We start from the raw sequence: 19,141 nt of genomic DNA, 5'->3' as shown, positions 1-19,141 counted from the left end.
TGGGGCTGAGTCTAGCCGCAAGTGGGGGAAAAGGCAGGGATCCCTCGATTGAGGCGATCCAACACCTGCAACTGCCGGTAGAGCATCTCCACCCGCGGCATTTGGACTCCACCCTGCTGGGCATAGCGGAGAGGGTTGGCAAAAATAGCCTCCAGCTCCAGGGGACGCTTGCGCTCGTAGTCGATCTTCATGCTGGTGCGGTAGGGGACCATCTTCTCGGTGTTAGCCAGCATCTCGGGAATTAGGGAAGGGGGAAGCCGGCGACCACAGGCCGCAGCTCCCTCCACCACCTCTTGCATCAGGGCTTCTGCCAGGGCGCGGGCTTCCGGATCCCGGATTATCTGCTGGGTGTCGGCATTGAAAACAACCGAGAGGCCATTGAAGGGAATGTTCCAGACCAACTTCTGCCAGCGGGCCTCCATCAGATCCGGCGAGAGGGAGGTAGGGATCCCAGCCCGTTGAAAATCGGCCTGGATCTGTTGCAGACGGGGCGTGATCCCCTGGGGGGCATAGCCAGGGCCATATTCGGCCAGCAGTACCGAGCCATAGTCGAGGTGGCGGATATGGCCAGGGCCAACTTTATTGGAGCTGATGAAACAGAGGCCACCCACGACGCGCTCAGGGCCGACGCAGTTGGCAATCTCCGGCTCTGCGCCCAAGCCGTTTTGCAGCAGGATCACCACGCCCTTTTCAGCCAGCACAGGCGGCAGCAGCCGGGGCAGAAGGTGATTTTGGGTGGCTTTCAGGGCCACGATTACTCCCTCACAAGGGGGCATTGCCTCCACGGAGGCGTAGGCATTGACCTGGGGCAGGTGAAAGTCTCCCCAGCAGGATTCCACCCACAAGCCGTTTTGGCGCACCTGCTCGTAGTCGCTATGGAGCAGGAAATGCACCTCAAAGCCGGCCTGCTGTAGCTTGGCCCCGTAGAATCCTCCCACGGCGCCACTGCCCAAAACCGCATAGCGGCGGCTTTCCGGCAACTGGGACATCGCAAAACCTTGAGCCGATATCCCCACCCTAGCGCACTCTGGAGAGCTCACTCAGAATCAGGGTTGATCAGCAGCACCCGCTCCTCGCCGTCGGTTTCGCGCAGGTGCACCTTGACCATTTGCTCGGGAGTTGTGGTCAGCCTATGGCCGCAGTAATCCGGCTGAATGGGGAAGTGCCGATGGCCGCGGTCAATCAGCACGGCCAAGCGCACCCGTTCTGGGCGCCCAAAGTGGTTCAGGGCCTCCAAAGCCGCCCGAACAGTGCGGCCGTGAAAGATAACGTCGTCCACTAGCACCACCTCTTGGCCAGTGAGATCCCGGGGCATTTCACTGCGATCAGGAGTGCGCAGCCGGCCAGAGCCCAGATCGTCGCGGAAGAAGGTGATGTCCAACTCCCCTACCTGGGGCGGTATCCCAAACAGCTCGGCTATGCCATCCCGGAGCCGGTAGGCCAAAGGCACCCCGCGGGTGCGGATGCCGATCAACACCAGCCTGTCCAGGTGGGGGTGATCCCTGCCAATGGCCGCCGCCAAAGCCGCCATTTGCCTAGCCATCTCCTGGGCATTGAACACCTCGGTTGTGGACATGGACAGTTGAGGCCGACCTATAGGAGCCCAAGTTAGCCCAGATCCGCAGCCAGTAGGATAGGATATAAAGCCCTAGAAGGGAGAGATCCGCCATGTCCACTGCAGTGTCCGCTACAGGTCCAGCTTCGACGGAGAAAAGAGGGCCTAGGTGGGCCCGCTGTTTACGGGCCGTGCTGGCGGTTCTCCCTCTGCTGGCCTTGGGGTTATTCCTGCTGGGATCCCCGGCCTGGGCGGAAGACTACAGCAAGCGGGAGCTGCAGGGGGCAGACTTTGCCGGACAAGACCTGAGCGGCTGGAAATTTCTCAAAGCCAACCTGCGACAGAGCAATCTCAGCCACGTGAAGGCGGCAGGAGCCAATTTTTTCGGAGCCAACCTCAGCAAAGCTAACCTACGCGGGGCGGATCTGCGCGGCGCCACCCTGGACATGGCCAATTTGCAGGGTGCTGATCTGCGGGAAGCCCAACTGCAAGACAGCATGATGTGGCTGGTGCGGGTGGAAGGGATCGAGATCGAGGGAGCAGATTTTACCAATGCCCTAATCCGCAAGGATGCCCTCGCCATCCTCTGCGAGCGGGCTAGCGGCGTTAACCCGGTTACCGGCCGGGCCACCCGCGACACCCTGGGGTGCAACTAGCCCTCACCCCCAGCCCCCCTCCCTGGGAGAGAGGGGCGAAACTTTGGAAATAGCCCTAGCTTACGAGCTGGGGGCAGCCGCCTCTGAGGGGGCAGGCTTGCGCTGAAACTGACCCAGGAGCGAGTTCCAGGCTATGCGTGCCATGGACAGCAGCCAGTTGCCCTCCAGCTCTCTAAACAAGTCCATGTTGAGCTTGAAGGCGTAGTTGGCTTCTGCCACAATGCGCTCGATAGTAGCCTGGTCCAGCCCCAGCGCATCCAGTTGAGCGCGGTAGCGCTGCTTAAACTTGCCCTCGTGCGGGATCTGTTCAAAGTCGTAGAAGGCGGTGCCTTCCCCTGGTGGCAGGCGCAGGGCCCGGCGGGCAATGTTTTTCAGGATCTGGCCGCCCGACAGGTCGCCAATGTAGCGGGTGTAGGCGTGGGCAATCAGCAGAACCGGATCTTTTTCCACCACTTCTTGAATGCGGTTGACATAGACTTGGCAAGCGGGAGAGGGCTTGACCACAGAGGGCCAATGGGGACCGATGAAATAGTTCAAATCTTTCTCTAGGCTGGCCTTGCGCCACAATTCGGGGTAGTAGAGCTGACCCACTATCGGGTGCTCTCGCAACCGCGCAAACCCCTCTTCCAGCGCACTGTAGACAAAGTAGAAATTGCCCACGTAGCGGCTGTAGGTACGCCTATCAACCACTCCCTTGAGGAAACATTTGATAAAGGTCATATTCTCGGCCATGGTGTGGGACTGCTTGGTGCCCTCCCGCAACTGGGTTGACAGGCCAGCGTTTTGATTTTCTTGGCTGGGCAAACCTTTACTCACAAAACCCTCCTTGTAAAAAGTTGCTTGGCTCCGGCCATTGACCGGCTTATGGAGGCAGCGAGGGATGCCTCAGCAGCAGACCCGGCAAAGGCAACGCAGACCGCTCGCTGCGGCAGCTAAACGCCCTTCTCCGGGGCTCGATGCTTCTTTTTCCCCGCCATCCCTATCTAAGCAGCACTCGACTGGCGGTCAATGGCTTAAGCTTAGAATAATCCGCCCGAGTGTGAATGGATGTGAACAATCCTTAAGGCAGGTTGGAGAGGAAGCAGAGCTTGCTAGCTCCCAGGCTAAAGGCAGGAGTTGCCGCCAACCCTTGTAAAGTTCGTTGACGATCGTTGGCGGGGCTTCTATAATTGGAGGCCTGACTGCAGCGCAAGCCCTGCTAAGCAACGCATGAGCTCGTTAGCTGTTCCCTCCCCTGTTCTTACCTTACCTGACCTGGTAGAGATTCAGCGGGAAAGTTTCCTCTGGTTTTTACGGGAAGGGTTTGAAGAGGAGCTCCTGAGTTTTTCTCCCATCGTCGATTACACCGGCAAGCTGGAGCTGCACTTTCTGCCAGACTACCGGCCTGGGGATCCCTCCAAGGGGTACAAGATCAACAAGCCGCGCTACGACCCAGAGGAGGCCAAGCGGCGGGATGCCACCTATCAAGCCCAAATCCGGGTGCCGACGCGCTTAATCAACAAGGAGACGGGCGAAATCAAAGACATGGACGTCTTCATGGGCGAGCTGCCCTTGATGACGGATCGAGGCACCTTCATCATCAACGGCGCGGAGCGGGTGATCGTCAACCAGATTGTGCGCAGCCCCGGCGTTTACTACAAGGCGGAGCTGGACAAAAGTGGCCGCCGCACCTATAGCGCTAGCCTCATTCCCAACCGTGGTGCCTGGCTGAAGTTTGAGACGGACAAAAAGGGGCTGGTGTGGGTGCGCATCGACAAAACCCGCAAGCTCTCGGCAGCAGTTTTGCTCAAAGCTTTGGGCCTAAGTGACTCGGAGATCTACGACAGCCTGCGCCACCCCGAATTTTTCCAAAGGACCATGGAAGAGGAGGGGCAATACAGCGAAGAAGAGGCGCTGATGGAGCTCTACCGCAAGCTGCGGCCCGGGGAGCCTCCTACAGTCTCTGGCGGCCAGCAACTGCTGGAATCGCGCTTTTTTGATCCCAAGCGCTACGACCTGGGGCGGGTAGGGCGCTACAAGCTCAACAAAAAGCTCAACCTGACGGTGCCCGAAAATGTTCGGGTGCTTACCGTTACCGACATTCTGGCCGTTATCGACTATCTCATCAACTTGGAATACGACATTGGCCAGGTGGATGACATTGACCACCTGGGCAATCGGCGGGTGCGCTCGGTGGGCGAGCTGCTGCAAAACCAGGTGCGGGTGGGCCTCAACCGCCTGGAGCGGATTATTCGCGAGCGCATGACGGTTTCCGAGTCGGAAAACCTTACCCCTGCCTCGCTGGTTAACCCCAAGCCCCTAGTGGCAGCTATTAAGGAGTTCTTTGGCTCCAGCCAGCTCTCCCAATTCCTGGATCAGACCAACCCCCTGGCAGAGCTGACCCACAAGCGGCGGCTGTCGGCTCTGGGCCCTGGGGGGCTGACGCGGGAGCGGGCTGGCTTTGCCGTGCGGGACATCCACCCCAGCCACTACGGGCGCATCTGTCCCATCGAAACCCCCGAAGGGCCCAACGCCGGGTTGATTGGGTCTCTTGCTACCCACGCCCGCGTCAACCAATACGGCTTTATTGAAAGCCCCTACTACCGCGTCGAGAACGGCGTGGTGCGCAAAGACCTGGGGATGGTCTACCTCACCGCCGACGAAGAGGACGAGTACCGCGTGGCGCCAGGGGACGTTCCGGTCGACGCCGAAGGCCGCATCACTGCCGAGGTGGTGCCCGTGCGCTACCGCCAAGAATTCACCACTGCTCACCCCAGTGAGGTGCACTACGTACAGGTGTCGCCGGTGCAGGTGATCTCGGTGGCCACCTCGTTGATCCCCTTCCTGGAGCATGACGACGCCAACCGCGCCTTGATGGGAGCCAACATGCAGCGCCAGGCGGTGCCCCTGCTCAAGCCAGAGCGGCCCTACGTGGGCACAGGCCTGGAAGCCCAGGCGGCGCGGGACTCCGGCATGGTGGTGGTGTCGCGCACCAACGGGGTGGTGACCTATGTTTCCGCCGATGAAATCGTGGTGCGGCCCGAGGATGGGGGAGATCCCATTGTCTACCGCCTGCAAAAATATCAGCGCTCCAACCAAGACACCTGCCTCAACCAGCGTCCTCTGGTCTACGTGGGGGATCGGGTAGTGGCCGGCCAGGTGCTGGCTGACGGTCCAGCAACCGAGGGCGGCGAGCTGGCCTTAGGCCAGAACGTGCTGGTGGCCTACATGCCCTGGGAGGGCTACAACTACGAAGACGCCATCTTGATCAGCGAGCGGCTGGTCTACGATGATGTCTTCACCTCCGTGCACATCGAGAAATACGAAATTGAGGCCCGGCAGACCAAGCTGGGGCCAGAGGAGATTACCCGCGAGATCCCCAACGTGGGGGAAGATGCCCTGCGCAACCTGGACGAAAACGGCATCGTGCGCATTGGGGCTTGGGTGGAAGCCGGCGACATTCTGGTGGGCAAGGTTACGCCCAAAGGGGAGTCGGATCAGCCTCCGGAAGAGCGGCTGCTGCGGGCCATTTTTGGGGAGAAAGCTCGCGATGTGCGGGACAACTCCCTGCGCGTGCCCAACGGTGAGCGCGGGCGGGTGGTGGATGTGCGCATCTTTACCCGCGAGCAGGGGGATGAGCTGCCGCCGGGGGCCAACATGGTGGTGCGAGTCTACATTGCCCTCAAGCGCAAAATCCAGGTGGGAGATAAGATTGCTGGCCGCCACGGCAACAAAGGCATCATCTCCCGCATTTTGCCGGTTGAGGACATGCCCTATCTGCCTGATGGCACGCCGGTGGACGTGGTGCTCAACCCCCTGGGAGTGCCCTCCCGCATGAACGTGGGCCAAGTGTACGAGTGCCTGCTGGGCTGGGCCGCGGAGCACTTGGGGGTGCGCTTTAAGCTAATGCCCTTCGATGAAATGCACGGCCTGGAGGCTTCCCGACTGACCGTGGAAGCCAAGTTGCGGGAGGCGCGCGAGAAGACCGGCAAGGACTGGATCTTCAACCCTGAGGGCAAATACTGCGGCAAGGTGCAGGTGTTTGATGGCCGCACAGGCGAGCCCTTCGACCAGCCGGTTACGGTGGGCCGGGCCTACATGCTGAAGCTCGTGCACTTGGTGGACGACAAGATCCACGCCCGCTCCACCGGCCCCTACTCGCTGGTAACCCAGCAACCGCTGGGGGGTAAAGCCCAGCAGGGTGGCCAGCGCTTTGGGGAGATGGAGGTGTGGGCTTTGGAGGCGTTTGGGGCGGCCTACATCTTGCAGGAACTGCTGACTGTCAAGTCGGACGACATGGTGGGGCGCAACGAGGCCCTCAACGCCATCGTCAAGGGCAAGCCCATTCCTCGGCCAGGCACGCCGGAATCTTTCAAGGTGTTGGTGCGGGAGCTGCAGTCCCTGTGCCTGGACGTCTCCGTGTACAAGGTGGAGGTGGACAGCAAAGGCCAGCCCCAGCATGTGGAGGTAGACCTAATGGCCGATGTCTCGACCCGCCATGTCCCTTCTCGGCCCACTTACCAGTCAATTACGGCTGAGGATCTCTCCCCAGCAGCCAGGGAAGGCTTCGTAGCTAGCCGCAGCCGGGACGAGGAAGAAGACGAGGACGATTTTTAGGTGGCGCCAGGCAGGTTTCAGCTAAGGGAGGAAAGGGGGGAGGATCCCTCTCTCCTTCCTATCTAGGTGCTAAGGCAGCAAGTCAGGAGAAATGGCTATGGCCAGACCAGAGCAGCGCTTTGACTACATCAAGATTGGGTTGGCTTCTCCCCAGCGGATTATGGAGTGGTGCCAGCGCACGCTGCCCAACGGCCAAGTCGTGGGAGAGGTTACCAAGCCAGAGACCATCAACTACCGCACCCTCAAGCCGGAGATGGATGGTCTCTTCTGTGAGCGCATCTTCGGGCCGGTTAAGGACTGGGAGTGCCACTGTGGCAAGTACAAGCGCGTGCGGCACCGCGGCATTGTTTGCGAACGCTGTGGGGTGGAAGTGACGGAGTCGCGGGTGCGCCGCTATCGCATGGGCTACATCAAGCTGGCTGCCCCGGTTACCCACGTTTGGTATCTAAAAGGGATCCCTAGCTACATTGCCACCCTGCTGGACATGCCGCTGCGCGACGTGGAGCAGGTGGTGTACTTTAACGCCTACGTCGTGGTGGATCCGGGCAATGCCCCCAACCTCTCCTACAAGCAGCTGCTGACGGAGGATCAATACCTTGAGATCGAAGATCAGATGTACGAGGAGGGATCCAACCTGCAGCTGCCGGAAAACTGGGCCATGATTGGGGCCGAGGCCATCGAACGCCTGCTCAAAGACATTGACCTAGAAAAAGAGGCGGAGAAGTTGCGCGAGGAAATCGCCAGTGCCCGCGGCCAAAAGCGAGCCCGCCTGATCAAGCGGCTGCGGGTCATCAACAACTTCATTGCCACGGGAGCTCGGCCTGAGTGGATGGTGTTGCGGGTGCTGCCGGTCATCCCCCCCGATCTGCGCCCGATGGTGCAGTTGGATGGGGGCCGTTTTGCCACCAGTGACCTCAACGACCTCTATCGCCGCGTGATTAATCGCAACAACCGCCTGGCGCGCCTGCAGGAGATCATGGCGCCGGAGATCATTGTGCGCAACGAAAAGCGCATGCTGCAGGAGGCGGTAGATGCCCTCATTGACAACGGGCGGCGCGGGCGCATGGTGGTGGGAGCCAACAATCGTCCCCTCAAGTCCCTGTCGGACATCATCGAGGGCAAACAGGGCCGTTTTCGGCAAAACCTGCTGGGCAAGCGGGTGGACTATTCAGGGCGCTCGGTGATTGTGGTGGGGCCCAACCTGCGCATGCACCAGTGCGGCTTGCCCAAAGAGATGGCCATTGAGCTATTTCAGCCCTTCGTCATCCATAAGTTGATCAAGCGAAATATCGTCAACAACATCAAAGCCGCCAAAAAGCTCATCCAAAGCAATGACCCGCAGGTTTGGGACGTGCTGGAGGAGGTCATCGACGGCCACCCAGTTTTGCTCAACCGCGCTCCCACGTTGCACCGCCTCGGGATCCAAGCCTTTGAGCCGGTTCTGGTGGAGGGGAGGGCAATTCAGCTCCATCCCTTGGTCTGCCCCGCCTTTAACGCTGACTTTGACGGCGACCAGATGGCTGTCCATGTGCCTCTGTCCTTGGAAGCCCAGGCGGAAGCGCGCCTGCTGATGTTGGCCACCAACAACATCCTCTCCCCAGCCACTGGTGCCCCCATCATTACCCCTACCCAAGACATGGTTTTGGGCTGCTACTACCTGACGGTGGACAACCCCGAGGCACCCGAGGTTAACGACCGCTATTTTGCTAGCCTGGAGGATGCTCTTGTTGCCTACGACCGCGGCATCATTGGCCTGCACAGCAAAATCTGGGTGCGCTACAGCGGCCCGATGGAGTTAGGCAAAGGAGAAAAAGAGTCAGAGCCCCAGATTGTCGAGGAGCCAGGCGGTACCCGCCTCAAGATCACCAACTACCGCCGCATCCGCGAGGATCAAGAGGGCAACGTTATCAGTCAATACATTCGCACTACGCCAGGCCGGATCATCTTTAACAAGACGGTGCAGGACATTCTGTTGGCATAGCCATGAGCGAAAAAGGACAAATTTCCCCCAGCCTGCGGTGGCAGCCTGCCTCTAGCTCTAGGGCCGAGACCCCGCCGCCTCCTATTCCCTTTCGCAACTATCAAATCGGCAAAAAAGAGCTGCACAACCTCATTGCCTGGGCTTTTGCCCGCTACGGCACTGCCCGCACAGCGCAGATGGCGGATGCCCTGAAGACATTGGGCTTCAGGTACGCCACCCAAGCTGCCGTCTCCATCAGCATTGAAGACCTGCGCATTCCGCCCAGCAAGCGGCAGCTCTTGGCCCAGGCAGAGGCGGAGATCGAGGCGGCCACAGAGCGCTTTATCCGCGGCGAGATTACCGAGGTGGAGCGCTACCAAAAGGTCATCGACACTTGGAACCAAGTCAATGAGCAAATTAAAGAGGAAATGCTCAACAACTTCCGCCAGAACGATCCCCTCAACTCCGTCTACATGATGGCCCACTCGGGGGCAAGGGGGAACGTCTCGCAAGTGCGGCAGTTGGTGGGCATGCGCGGCCTGATGGCCAATCCGCAGGGGGAGATCATCGACCTGCCCATCAAGGCCAATTTCCGCGAGGGCTTAACCGTGACCGAATACATCATCTCCTCCTACGGCGCGCGCAAGGGCTTGGTGGACACGGCGCTGCGGACTGCCGACTCCGGCTACCTCACCCGCCGCCTGGTGGATGTCTGCCAGGACGTGATTGTGCGAGAGGCCGACTGCGGCACGGATCAAGGGATCCCGCTCCAGGCCTTGATGGATGGCGATAAAGTCGTTGTGCCGCTGGAGGAGCGCCTGGTAGGGCGGGTGCTGGCCCAAGATGTGGTGCATCCGCAAACCCAGGAGATCCTGGCCCGCCGCAACCAAGAGGTAGATCACGACTTGGCCAAAACCATTGTGGAGGCGGGCATCCAGCAGGTAATGGTGCGTTCTCCCCTTACCTGTGAAGCCAACCGCTCAGTGTGCCGCATGTGCTACGGCTGGAGCCTGGCCCACTCTCGCTTGGTGGATCTGGGGGAGGCGGTTGGGATCATTGCCGCCCAATCGATTGGAGAGCCGGGCACGCAGTTGACCATGCGCACCTTCCACACGGGAGGGGTGTTTACAGGGGAGGTGGCTCGCCAAATCCGCGCCCCCTTTGCCGGGGTAGTGCGCTTCCCGAAAAACCTGCGCACCCGCCCCTTCCGCACCCGCCACGGCGACGATGCCCTCCAGGTGGAGGTCAACAACCAAATCGTTCTGGAAGGGCCAGAGGGACAGCGAGAAGTCTTCGACCTGACCCAGGGATCCACCCTGCTGGTGCGAGATGGGGCCCTGGTGCAGCGGGATCAGTTAATTGCGGAAGTGGCCGTAGCCAAAGCGGTGCGCAAGAGCACCGAGAAAGCCCAGAAGGAAGTGGTGGCCGATCTGGCGGGGGAAATTCGCTTTACCGACCTGCTCATCGAGGAGAAAGCCGACCGCCAGGGCAACACCACCTCTACTGCCCAGCGGCAAGGGCTGATCTGGGTCCTGTCTGGCCAGGTGTACAACCTGCCTCCCGGCGCTGAGCCAGTGGTAAAAAACGGGGATCGGGTGCAGCCGGGGGATGTCATTGCCCAAACCTCGCTGGTCACCGAGCACGGTGGCATCGTGCGCCTGCCAGAGCGCAGCGACATCAAAGGCGGACGGGAGGTGGAGATCATCAATGCGGCGGTGGTGCTCCACGAGGCGCGGGTGCGGGTGGAATCTCACCAAGGCCGGGAGCAATTTTTGCTGGACACGCCCAGCGGCCAGACTTTTGTTCTCAAGGCTACACCAGGTACCAAGGTGGGCAACGACGAGGTGGTGGCGGAGCTCATCGACAACCACTTCCGCAGCCACACGGGAGGCTTGGCAAAGTTTGCTGGCGTTGAGGTAGCCCGGCGGGGCAGAGCAAAGCAGGGCTACGAAGTCATCCGCGGCGGCACCCTGCTGTGGATCCCGGAGGAGACCCATGAGGTGAACAAGGACATCTCCCTCCTCAATGTGGAAGATGGCCAGTACGTGGAAGCCGGCACCGAGGTAGTGAAGGACATCTTCTGCCAAAATGCCGGTGTTGTCGAGGTTATCCAGAAAAACGACATCCTCCGGGAAATCGTCATCAAGCCTGGATCCCTGCATCTGGTGGAGGATCCCGCTGATCTGGAAATCCCCACCGGCACCTTCATCCAGCCGGGTCAAAAGCTGCTCAGCAGCATTGTCCCTGACCGACTGGTCTATCTGGAGCAGGTGGAAACTCCCGAAGGACCCGGCATCCTGCTGCGGCCGGTGTATGAGTATGAAATCCCCGACCGACCGGTGGTGCCCACCCAGGAGTCTACGAGCGAGTCCGGTCGCTCCATTCGTCTGCGGGCTGTCCAGCGGGTTCCCTTCAAGGATGGGGAGCGGGTCAAGTCGGTGGGCCCGGTGGAATTGCTGCGCACGCAACTGGTGCTGGAGATCGATACTGACGCGCCGCAGCTCAAGGCCGATATTGAGCTCATCCAGGATGAGAAGGATCCCAGTATCCGCCGCCTGCAACTGGTGGTTCTGGAAACCTTGCTGCTGCGCCGCGATGTAGAGGCAGATCTAGCTCAGGGGAGTACCCACACCCGGCTGTTGGTTAACCAAGGAGACACCGTCGGCAGAGGGGGGGTTATCGCCCGCACCGAGATCCAGGCCAAAAAAGCTGGGATTGTGCAAGGGATCCGCGAGGGCACCGAGGTGGTGCGGCGGGTGCTGGTGATTACCGACGACGATCTGCTGACGGTGCCCTTAAACGGGCCAGCCAGCGTCGAGGTGGGAGCGCTAGTGCGAGCTGGAGAAGAACTGGCGCCGGGGATCCCTGCTCCCGAGTCGGGACAAGTGATGCAAATTGCGGAGGATCACCTGGTGCTGCGGCGGGCGCGGCCCTACCTGGTTTCGGCAGGTGCCATCCTCCAGGTGCGAGATGGAGATCTGGTTCAGCGGGGGGATGCCCTAGCTATCCTAATCTTCGAGCGGGCCAAGACCGGCGACATCATCCAGGGGCTGCCGCGGGTGGAGGAGCTGCTGGAGGCTCGCAAACCCAAGGAAATGTGTGTCTTGGCCAAGCGACCCGGCACCGTGCAGCTAAGCTGGCAAGGAGAGGAGCCGGATCTCAAGGTCATTGAAGCTGATGGCACGGTTACTCCCTATGCCGTGCTGCCAGGGCAGAGCTTGATGGTGGTGGACGGCCAGTCGGTGGGGGTAGGGGATCCCCTGACTGACGGCCCTGCCAACCCCCATGACCTTTTGGAGATCTACTTCGAGTACTACCGCCAGACCCTGGGAGATGACCAAGCGGCGCGGCTAGCCCTACGGGAGGTGCAGCGCTTCCTCGTCAACGAGGTCCAGAACGTCTACCGCTCGCAGGGGGTGGAGATTGCGGACAAGCACATTGAGATTGTGGTACGCCAGATGACCTCCAAGGTGCGGGTGGACGACAGCGGTGACACCGTCTTGCTGCCGGGTGAGCTGGTAGAGCTGCGGCAAATCCAGCAAGAGAATGCCTCCCTAGCCGTCAGTGGCGGGGCGCCGGCCAAGTACACACCTGTCCTCCTGGGGATCACCAAGGCCAGCTTGAATACCGACAGCTTCATCTCGGCAGCTAGCTTCCAGGAAACCACGCGGGTGCTCACCGAGGCAGCCATCGAGGGCAGATCCGACTGGCTGCGGGGTCTGAAGGAGAACGTCATCATTGGCCGCCTGATCCCGGCAGGCACAGGCTTTAGCACCTACCAGGAGATGGCTCCAGAGCCGGAGCCTCCTGAGGAGGAAGAACCTCCAGCCGTGCTGCCGACGGTGCCACGCCGCGTGGTCCTGGAGGACGACCAACTCATCGACGACTCCACCCCTGTCGACGAGCCGGAGGAGGAGGAAGAAGAGTAAGCCGCGCTTGCCTGAGTTTGGGGATCCGGCCCAGCACTGGCAAGCTGGCGGCAGTAAAACACCCCCTACAGCTGCTGCCAGAGCCAATGCCAGTAGCAGTTGCTGCCCCGTCAGCTGACTCCCTTCTCTTCCTGGGAGGAAATAGCCATCCAGGCGAGAGGCAGTCAAAAATGCCGCTTTGTGGCACAATGGGCAACCTTGCCAACGCACCTTCTGCCTTCACGTGGATTAGCTAGGCTGGCAGGTACATTTCCTCTAGTAGGCCTTTTGCCTAGGCTAAAGTTGGCTCTGTCTTGAGCCTGTGTGCTCGAACAAGAGCAAGGAGCAGCTACCGTCAGCTCGACGGGAAGTGACGCCTGGGGAGATCCCTCTAGTGGGGTAGTGGAGGTGAACTCTGCTGCTAGCTATATGTCATGGAAGCAGGAAGAAAGCCTCAACCTGGAGCAAAAGTCCGCTTTTGTCCGGGGTTGTATGAGTCTTTCAGAGCGGATGTGGGCTGCAACGCAGCCAAGATAATTGCCTTGCTTGGAGCTTCTGTAAACTGGCGCAGGAGGGTGGTTGGTTTGCCAACCTCTAACCGGCGGGGGAGTTTACCTTCTCCTGCATCGCTGTATAGAAGCGCTCCCGCAGCTGTCTTTGAACCTAAGCTGCCGGCATGAGGGGACGGAAGCCGTGCTTGCGAGACAATTCCCCGATGAGATCTAGTTTCTCCAGGGTAATCAGGTTGCGGCCCCAACTGAAATTGGTGTGCAGGCCCTCAAACTCCAGCAGCATTGACTCGGCAAAGCAGGCAAAGAGGTGACGGGCAGGGTTGGCCACATTCAAGAACTGCATGATAGTCCACTCAATATCCAGCGAGTGCTCCACCATGCCGCCGTCAATGACATATAGCCCCTTGCGCTGCAACTGGGAGGCAATGTTTTTTGGATAGCCACCGTCGATGATGACGCAGGGATCCGGCAACACCTGTGGATCAAGGGTTACCCCCTGGCTCAGGCTGGCCACCCAGACGATGAAATCGGCACGGGGCAAGGCCTCTTCCAGGGAACAGATCTCTCCCTTTTTAAGCTTGGCCTGCAGCTCTTCTAGGCGTCGCCGCTCGCGGGCTATAAGCAACAGCTTGGCCACTGAAGTGCGGTTCACCAGCCACTGGCAAACAGCACTGCCAATATCGCCGGTAGCTCCCACCACGGCAACGGTGGCAGCGGCCAAGTCCATAGCGTAGCGCTGGGCTGCCGCCTGTAATTGTTGACAAATGATGTAAGCGGTGTGGGTGTTGCCAGTGGTGAAGCGTCGGATCTCCAGGTTGACGTTGCGCACCCGCTTGAGGGTTTCGAGGCGAAAATTCTCAAAGATAATGCTACTAAACCCGCCCAGGGCAGTGATATCAAGGCCTCGCCGCTGGGCTAAAGCCATCGCGTTTAAAACCTTGCGACAGGCGGCTTTGACCCGACCGCTGGCCAGCATTTCCGGCAGGAAACAGGATTCGACGTACTGACCATAAATTTTCTGGCCAGTGATGCTGGTAACTACAATCTCGTCCACCACCTGAGGTGGAGCCATGCACCAAAAGTCCAGGTCACTTTCTGCATATTCGGCATACCCCAGCTTGTCTGCCACTTGCTTTGCATGGGCCAGGCTGGTCAAGTGCCCAATCAGGCCAAACATAGAGGCTCACTCACGTAGCTTGCGGATCCTCTCCGGATCCCCTCAAGGAGGATAGGAAGTGCCGCAGCTCAGTCAGGAATCCCCACAAAGCGGAAGGAGGTTAGGCAGCCCGCAGCCCCTGGGCTGACAAGCGCATCACCTCGCGCGTGTTAAAGCCAATGTTGGCCAGCGCTTCGCCATAGGCAATGAGGAAGTCTTCCACAATGGCCTCGCGATCCATGTAGATAGCTTCTATGTCTTCATTCACCTGCTGCAGCATCTTCCAGACCAGGGGCAGGTTTTGGGCGTTGGCCGTTTCAATTTGGGTTTTGACCTCGGCAAAGTGCTCGCCCAGCCAGCGCTCCCCAAAGTTGAGGTGGAGATACTCGTCCTTAACTACCCCTTCGGTAATCTTGCGGGCAAACTCATCGGCAACCGGGATGTAGATGTTGTAGGCGGCAATGGCAAAGCACTCGATGATTAGCGACTGAATGACCAAGCAAGTCACCAGGTCTGCAGCTACTGCCGCTTTTTGGAAATTGTCCCGCAAGGGGGCAAAGAAGGCACGGGCAAACTCCCTGTCCGGTTCTACCTTCAGGTTTTTGCCGCAGGCTTGGAAGCCCTTCATGTGGCGCAGTTCCATCTTGGCCAGCTTGCGCAGCTCCTCTGCTGCTGCCGGCAACATTTCGGCCAAGCGGAGGTAATTGTCGTGGGCTTCCTGTTCGCCTTCAATAACAATGCCGTTGATGCGAGAGTAGGCCTGCCGATACGCGGGGCTGCTGTAGTCTAGGGTGGTGTCGCTGGCATTGGCTGGGAGGGAAACGTTTGCTGGGGCCATACTCGTGCATCTCCTTGATGGGCTGTCGAGCGCCGGGATCCCTTTGCTAGCTGTGCAATAATCCTAGCGCTTGCTGGTCTAGGGTTACTCCACTCAGGATAGCCCTAGCTGGAACAGGATGGGTCGCATCCCTTTCGTTGGGAGAGACAAGCCTGCTAGGGTGGGTACTTAGGCAGCAGGGGAGGGGAGAGGGAGCCAAGAGGATGTCTGCCCTTGGGGATGGCCTAGAGCGGCTGCGCCAGCTGCTGGTGGAGCTGGAGGAACAGTCCCTGGATCAGCCCATTGACAGCGCTGAGGAGGTGTTGCAGGCTATCGAGCTGGCAACGGCTTTTGAACTGTTCGAGGTAGAAAGCCGTCGCTTGTTGCTCCAGACTGCGGCCAATCTTTGGGAGCGGGTGCGCCAGCACAATTTGGCAGCCCAGGAAATTGAGGTAGTGGCGGAGAAGCTGCGGGCAGTGGGCTACACGGACGCTGAGATCGAGGAGATTTTGGAGTTGGAGCCGCAGGAGGACTAGGCAAAAACCATGCCCAGTTCCTCAGTAGCTGCTTCCAGTTGGGTGGCGGCGTCATAGCAGGCTCCGCGCAGGTTGGCCAGTTTGAGTTTGCAGCCGCTGAGCTTGGCCCCTTTGAGGTTGGCATCGCTGAGGTTGGCCCCTGCTAGATCGGCCTGGCTGAGGTCGGCGCCACTGAGGTCGGCTTGGCTGAGGTTAGCGCCGCGCAAGTTGGCTTTTTGAAGTTGGGCTCCCGGCAACTTGGCTTTCTCCAGGTTGGCTAGGCGCAGGTTGGATCCCTGGAGGTCAGCTTGGCTGAGATCGGCGCCGCTGAGGTAGGCCCGCTCCAGGTTAGCCCCAGCTAGCTTGGCCTGCTGGAGGAGGGCTCCCCCCAGATCAATCCCGGCTAGATCCGCGCCAGCCAAGTCAGCTCCTGGCAGTTGGCTGTTGCTGAAATCGCGCTCACCCTTGCCGTAGCGCTGCAGCAGTTCTGTTGCGCTCTCAACCATTGCCTTTCCTCCACTAGACAAGTCGGATCCTACTGGGGGAGACAGTTGCTGCCAAGAACACAGCTCCTTCTTCTTTTCAAAACCGCGCTAGGATAGGCACATGCCCTTGAGACCTCTTGCGATGAGCTTGCCTCGCCTGCCTCGCTCCCGACCTCGGCCCAAGTTGCGCTCGATCCCTCGCCGCAAAGCTGAATCTGCCCTCTATGCCGAGATGCAGCAGCTCTCAGCGGAAAAGCAGCGGCTTAATCAGGAACTGGAGTTTCTCCAGGAACGGCAAGAGCAAATTCAGGCACGGCTTCAGGAAATTGAACAAGCGCTGCAGCATTTTCAGCAGGCAGCAGAGGCTTTTCGAAATCCCGTTTCTTCCCCAAAGCCCAGCTCTTTCGGCTTTTCTCCCTCGCGCTTTCTATCCATGACCTTTGAGTACTGAGCCAGTTTGCCAGCGGGTGGGCAAGAGCCGCGGGGCCAAACTTTGGTTATAGAGTGGTAGGCTGATCCTAGCAGTGAAACCAAGTCCTACAACGAAGCCGTCCCCGGCTTTCCCTACCGGGATCCGCTGACGTTTTGACACCTGAGCAAACAAGGAGCTAAACCCCAACATGGTTACTGCCACTGCAGCTAACGTTGGCTACATTACCCAAGTCATTGGACCGGTTGTTGACGTTGAGTTTCCCAGCGGCAAACTCCCTCAAATCTACAATGCCCTCAAGGTGGAGGCCACAACCGAAAGTGGCTTGAAGGTCAAAGTTACCTGCGAAGTCCAGCAGCTTTTGGGGGATAACCGCGTGCGGGCCGTGGCCATGTCCTCCACCGATGGGCTGGTGCGGGGTATGCCGGTGGTGGATACAGGCGCCCCAATTACCGTGCCAGTGGGCGAGGCCACCCTGGGCCGCATCTTCAACGTGCTGGGAGAGCCGGTGGATCAGAAGGGGCCGGTACAAGCTAAGGAGTTCGCCCCCATCCACCGCAGTGCCCCGCCCCTGGTGGAGCTGACGGTCAAGCCGGAGCCCTTGGAAACTGGCATTAAGGTAATTGACCTGCTGGCTCCCTTCAAAAAGGGCGGCAAGGTGGGTCTGTTTGGGGGTGCCGGCGTAGGCAAGACGGTGCTGATCCAGGAGCTCATCCACAACATTGCCGAGGAGCACTCCGGCCTGTCGGTGTTTGCTGGGGTGGGAGAGCGCACCCGCGAGGGGAACGACCTCTACAACGAAATGAAGGAGTCCGGGGTGCTGAGTAAGGTGGCGCTGGTCTACGGCCAGATGAACGAGCCGCCAGGTGCCCGCATGCGGGTAGGCCTCACTGCTCTGACGATGGCCGAGTACTTCCGCGACGTCAACAAGCAAGACGTCCTGTTGTTTATCGACAACATCTTCCGCTTTGTGCAGGCCGGCTCGGAAGTGTCGGCGCTCCTAGGCCGCATGCCCTCGGCGGTGGGCTACCAGCCCACCTTGGCTACGGAAATGGGCAACCTGCAGGAGCGGATTACTTCCACCAAACAGGGATCCATCACTTCCGTGCAGGCAGTGTATGTACCTGCCGACGACCTGACCGATCCGGCACCGGCGACGACGTTTGCCCACCTGGACTCGACCGTGGTGCTGTCGCGCAGCTTGGCGGCCAAGGGCATCTACCCAGCCGTGGATCCCCTGGAGTCTTCGTCCACCATCCTGCAGGCGGACATTGTGGGGGAAGAGCACTACAACACCGCCCGGGCCGTGAAGCAGACGCTGCAGCGCTACAAGGAGCTGCAGGACATCATCGCCATTTTGGGCCTGGACGAGCTCTCTGAAGAAGACAAGCTGGTGGTGGCCCGTGCCCGCCGCATCGAGCGCTTCCTGTCGCAGCCCTTCTTCGTGGCGGAAGTGTTCACCGGCTCGCCTGGCAAGTATGTGAAGTTGGAGGATACCATCAAGGGCTTCCAGCGCATCCTGTCGGGAGAGCTGGACCATCTGCCAGAGCAGGCCTTCTACCTGGTGGGCACCATCGAGGAGGCCATCGAGAAGGCCGAGAAGCTCAAGTCCAGGTAATCCCCTACCCCAGGGATTCCGCCTCGTCGTCGGGATCCCCGCTGGGAAGGGGCTCCAACTGCAAGGAAAGCTGGTAAAGGCGGCGCCGCGTCCAGAGGGGGGATCCCTGCAGACGCTGGGCCAGTTGCCGGCTGGCAGCGGAGCGGGACAGGCCCTTAGCCAGCAGGCGAGCCAGCTCCTGGCGCACTTCTGCTTCGGAAGGGGAGAGCTCCTCGGCTTTTTCTGAGCAAGGCCGTCCCTCCAAAACCAGGGTAAATTCTCCTCGCGGCGGCTGGGCTAGGCAGTGCTCCAGAGCAGCGGCCAGGGATCCCCGCCAAAAGGACTCGTGCCATTTGGTGAGCTCGCGGGCCAGCACGATCTGCCGCTGAGGGCCGCAGTGCACGAGGAGATCCTGCAAAGTCCGCTGCAGGCGGTGGGGGGCTTCGTAGAGGACGATGGTGCGCTCTTCCTGGGCCAGTTGCTGCAGGCGTGCTTGGCGCTGACGGGGCTTGAGGGGCAAAAAGCCCTCGAAGACAAATCGGTCGGTGGGCAAGCCCGAAGCTGTCAACGCGGCCACCGCCGCCACAGGGCCAGGTATTGGGATCACCGGTATCCCAGCTTGGATACAGGCGCGCACCAGCTCCTGGCCTGGATCGGAAAGAGCAGGTGTGCCGGCATCGCTGATGAGGGCCACCGACTGCCCTGCTGCCAGGTACTTGAGGATTTGCGGGATCCGCCGGCTTGCATTGTGCTCGTGGTAGCTCATGAGGCGAGCGGAGATTTGAAAGTGGCTAAGCAGCTGGCCGGAGTGGCGGGTGTCTTCTGCCGCCACCCAGTCCACCTCCTGCAAAACTCGCAGGGCCCGCAGGGTGATATCTTCGCGGTTGCCAATGGGAGTGGCCACTAAGTAAAGGGCGGCGCTGGGGCGCTCCATGGCCAAGCCTTAAGGCTAAG

14 protein-coding genes are annotated in these 19,141 nt (G+C 60.1%); 7 read left to right on the top strand and 7 right to left on the bottom strand.

Features of this window, described 5'->3' with window-relative positions:
* Window positions 1–11: 11 nt before the first annotated feature.
* Both NW808_RS09895 and pyrR read right to left on the bottom strand, forming a co-directional pair.
* Window positions 12–989, bottom strand: coding sequence for a putative 2-dehydropantoate 2-reductase (locus tag NW808_RS09895; protein ID WP_414421076.1), 978 nt, complete (start codon window positions 987–989; stop codon window positions 12–14).
* A 47-nt stretch (window positions 990–1,036) separates the two neighbouring features.
* The gene (gene pyrR, locus NW808_RS09890; protein ID WP_414421075.1) at window positions 1,037–1,576 is read right to left on the bottom strand and encodes a bifunctional pyr operon transcriptional regulator/uracil phosphoribosyltransferase PyrR; all 540 of its coding nucleotides are present in this window, start codon (window positions 1,574–1,576) and stop codon (window positions 1,037–1,039) included.
* A 170-nt stretch (window positions 1,577–1,746) separates the two neighbouring features.
* On the opposite strand from pyrR, the gene NW808_RS09885 reads away from it, so the two are divergent.
* Window positions 1,747–2,211 carry a pentapeptide repeat-containing protein gene (locus NW808_RS09885; protein WP_414410232.1) on the top strand — a complete coding sequence of 155 codons (465 nt, stop codon included), beginning with the start codon at window positions 1,747–1,749 and terminating at the stop codon, window positions 2,209–2,211.
* 60 nt (window positions 2,212–2,271) lie between these two features.
* On the opposite strand, the gene NW808_RS09880 is transcribed toward NW808_RS09885, so the two are convergent.
* Window positions 2,272–2,985, bottom strand: a complete 714-nt coding sequence (locus NW808_RS09880) for a heme oxygenase (biliverdin-producing) (protein ID WP_414421129.1) — start codon at window positions 2,983–2,985, stop codon at window positions 2,272–2,274.
* Window positions 2,986–3,420: 435 nt separating this feature from the next.
* Here NW808_RS09880 and rpoB point away from each other — a divergent pair, with 435 nt between their 5' ends.
* From rpoB to NW808_RS09865, 3 genes are all read left to right on the top strand, one after another.
* Window positions 3,421–6,807, top strand: coding sequence for a DNA-directed RNA polymerase subunit beta (gene rpoB, locus NW808_RS09875; RefSeq protein WP_414421074.1), 3,387 nt, complete (start codon window positions 3,421–3,423; stop codon window positions 6,805–6,807).
* 97 nt (window positions 6,808–6,904) lie between these two features.
* Window positions 6,905–8,788 carry a DNA-directed RNA polymerase subunit gamma gene (locus NW808_RS09870; protein WP_414395959.1) on the top strand — a complete coding sequence of 628 codons (1,884 nt, stop codon included), beginning with the start codon at window positions 6,905–6,907 and terminating at the stop codon, window positions 8,786–8,788.
* A gap of 83 nt (window positions 8,789–8,871) precedes the next feature.
* Complete coding sequence (locus tag NW808_RS09865; protein WP_414421128.1) at window positions 8,872–12,696, top strand: DNA-directed RNA polymerase subunit beta'; 3,825 nt, start codon at window positions 8,872–8,874, stop codon at window positions 12,694–12,696.
* Between the two features lie 642 nt (window positions 12,697–13,338).
* On the opposite strand, the gene NW808_RS09860 is transcribed toward NW808_RS09865, so the two are convergent.
* Together NW808_RS09860 and NW808_RS09855 are read right to left on the bottom strand one after the other, a co-directional pair.
* The gene (locus tag NW808_RS09860; RefSeq protein WP_414421073.1) at window positions 13,339–14,364 is read right to left on the bottom strand and encodes a long-chain acyl-[acyl-carrier-protein] reductase; all 1,026 of its coding nucleotides are present in this window, start codon (window positions 14,362–14,364) and stop codon (window positions 13,339–13,341) included.
* Window positions 14,365–14,464: 100 nt separating this feature from the next.
* Window positions 14,465–15,181, bottom strand: a complete 717-nt coding sequence (locus NW808_RS09855) for an aldehyde oxygenase (deformylating) (protein ID WP_414421072.1) — start codon at window positions 15,179–15,181, stop codon at window positions 14,465–14,467.
* A 203-nt stretch (window positions 15,182–15,384) separates the two neighbouring features.
* Between NW808_RS09855 and NW808_RS09850 the strand changes: the two genes are divergently transcribed.
* Window positions 15,385–15,696, top strand: coding sequence for a hypothetical protein (locus NW808_RS09850; protein ID WP_414395950.1), 312 nt, complete (start codon window positions 15,385–15,387; stop codon window positions 15,694–15,696).
* On the opposite strand, the gene NW808_RS09845 is transcribed toward NW808_RS09850, so the two are convergent.
* Entirely contained in the window at window positions 15,693–16,181 is a 489-nt protein-coding gene (locus NW808_RS09845; RefSeq protein WP_414410238.1) for a pentapeptide repeat-containing protein, read from the bottom strand. The genes NW808_RS09850 and NW808_RS09845 overlap by 4 nt on opposite strands.
* A 121-nt stretch (window positions 16,182–16,302) precedes the next feature.
* Between NW808_RS09845 and NW808_RS09840 the strand changes: the two genes are divergently transcribed.
* Together NW808_RS09840 and atpD are read left to right on the top strand one after the other, a co-directional pair.
* On the top strand, window positions 16,303–16,611 hold the full coding sequence (locus NW808_RS09840; RefSeq protein ID WP_414421071.1) for a DUF5320 domain-containing protein: 309 nt from the start codon (window positions 16,303–16,305) through the stop codon (window positions 16,609–16,611).
* Between the two features lie 169 nt (window positions 16,612–16,780).
* Window positions 16,781–18,208 (top strand): F0F1 ATP synthase subunit beta, encoded by a 1,428-nt coding sequence (gene atpD, locus NW808_RS09835; protein WP_414421070.1) that lies wholly within the window; start codon window positions 16,781–16,783, stop codon window positions 18,206–18,208.
* Window positions 18,209–18,212: 4 nt separating this feature from the next.
* On the opposite strand, the gene rsmI is transcribed toward atpD, so the two are convergent.
* Window positions 18,213–19,121: a 16S rRNA (cytidine(1402)-2'-O)-methyltransferase gene (gene rsmI / locus NW808_RS09830; protein ID WP_414410240.1), complete on the bottom strand. Its 909-nt coding sequence runs from the start codon at window positions 19,119–19,121 to the stop codon at window positions 18,213–18,215.
* Window positions 19,122–19,141 lie beyond the last annotated feature (20 nt).

It is taken from the genome of Synechococcus sp. W70.1, from assembly GCF_047461515.1.
Classification (GTDB): domain Bacteria; phylum Cyanobacteriota; class Cyanobacteriia; order Thermostichales; family Thermostichaceae; genus Thermostichus.
Note: the sequence above shows the minus strand (reverse complement) of the source record. Positions and strands in the feature narration are given on the sequence as shown.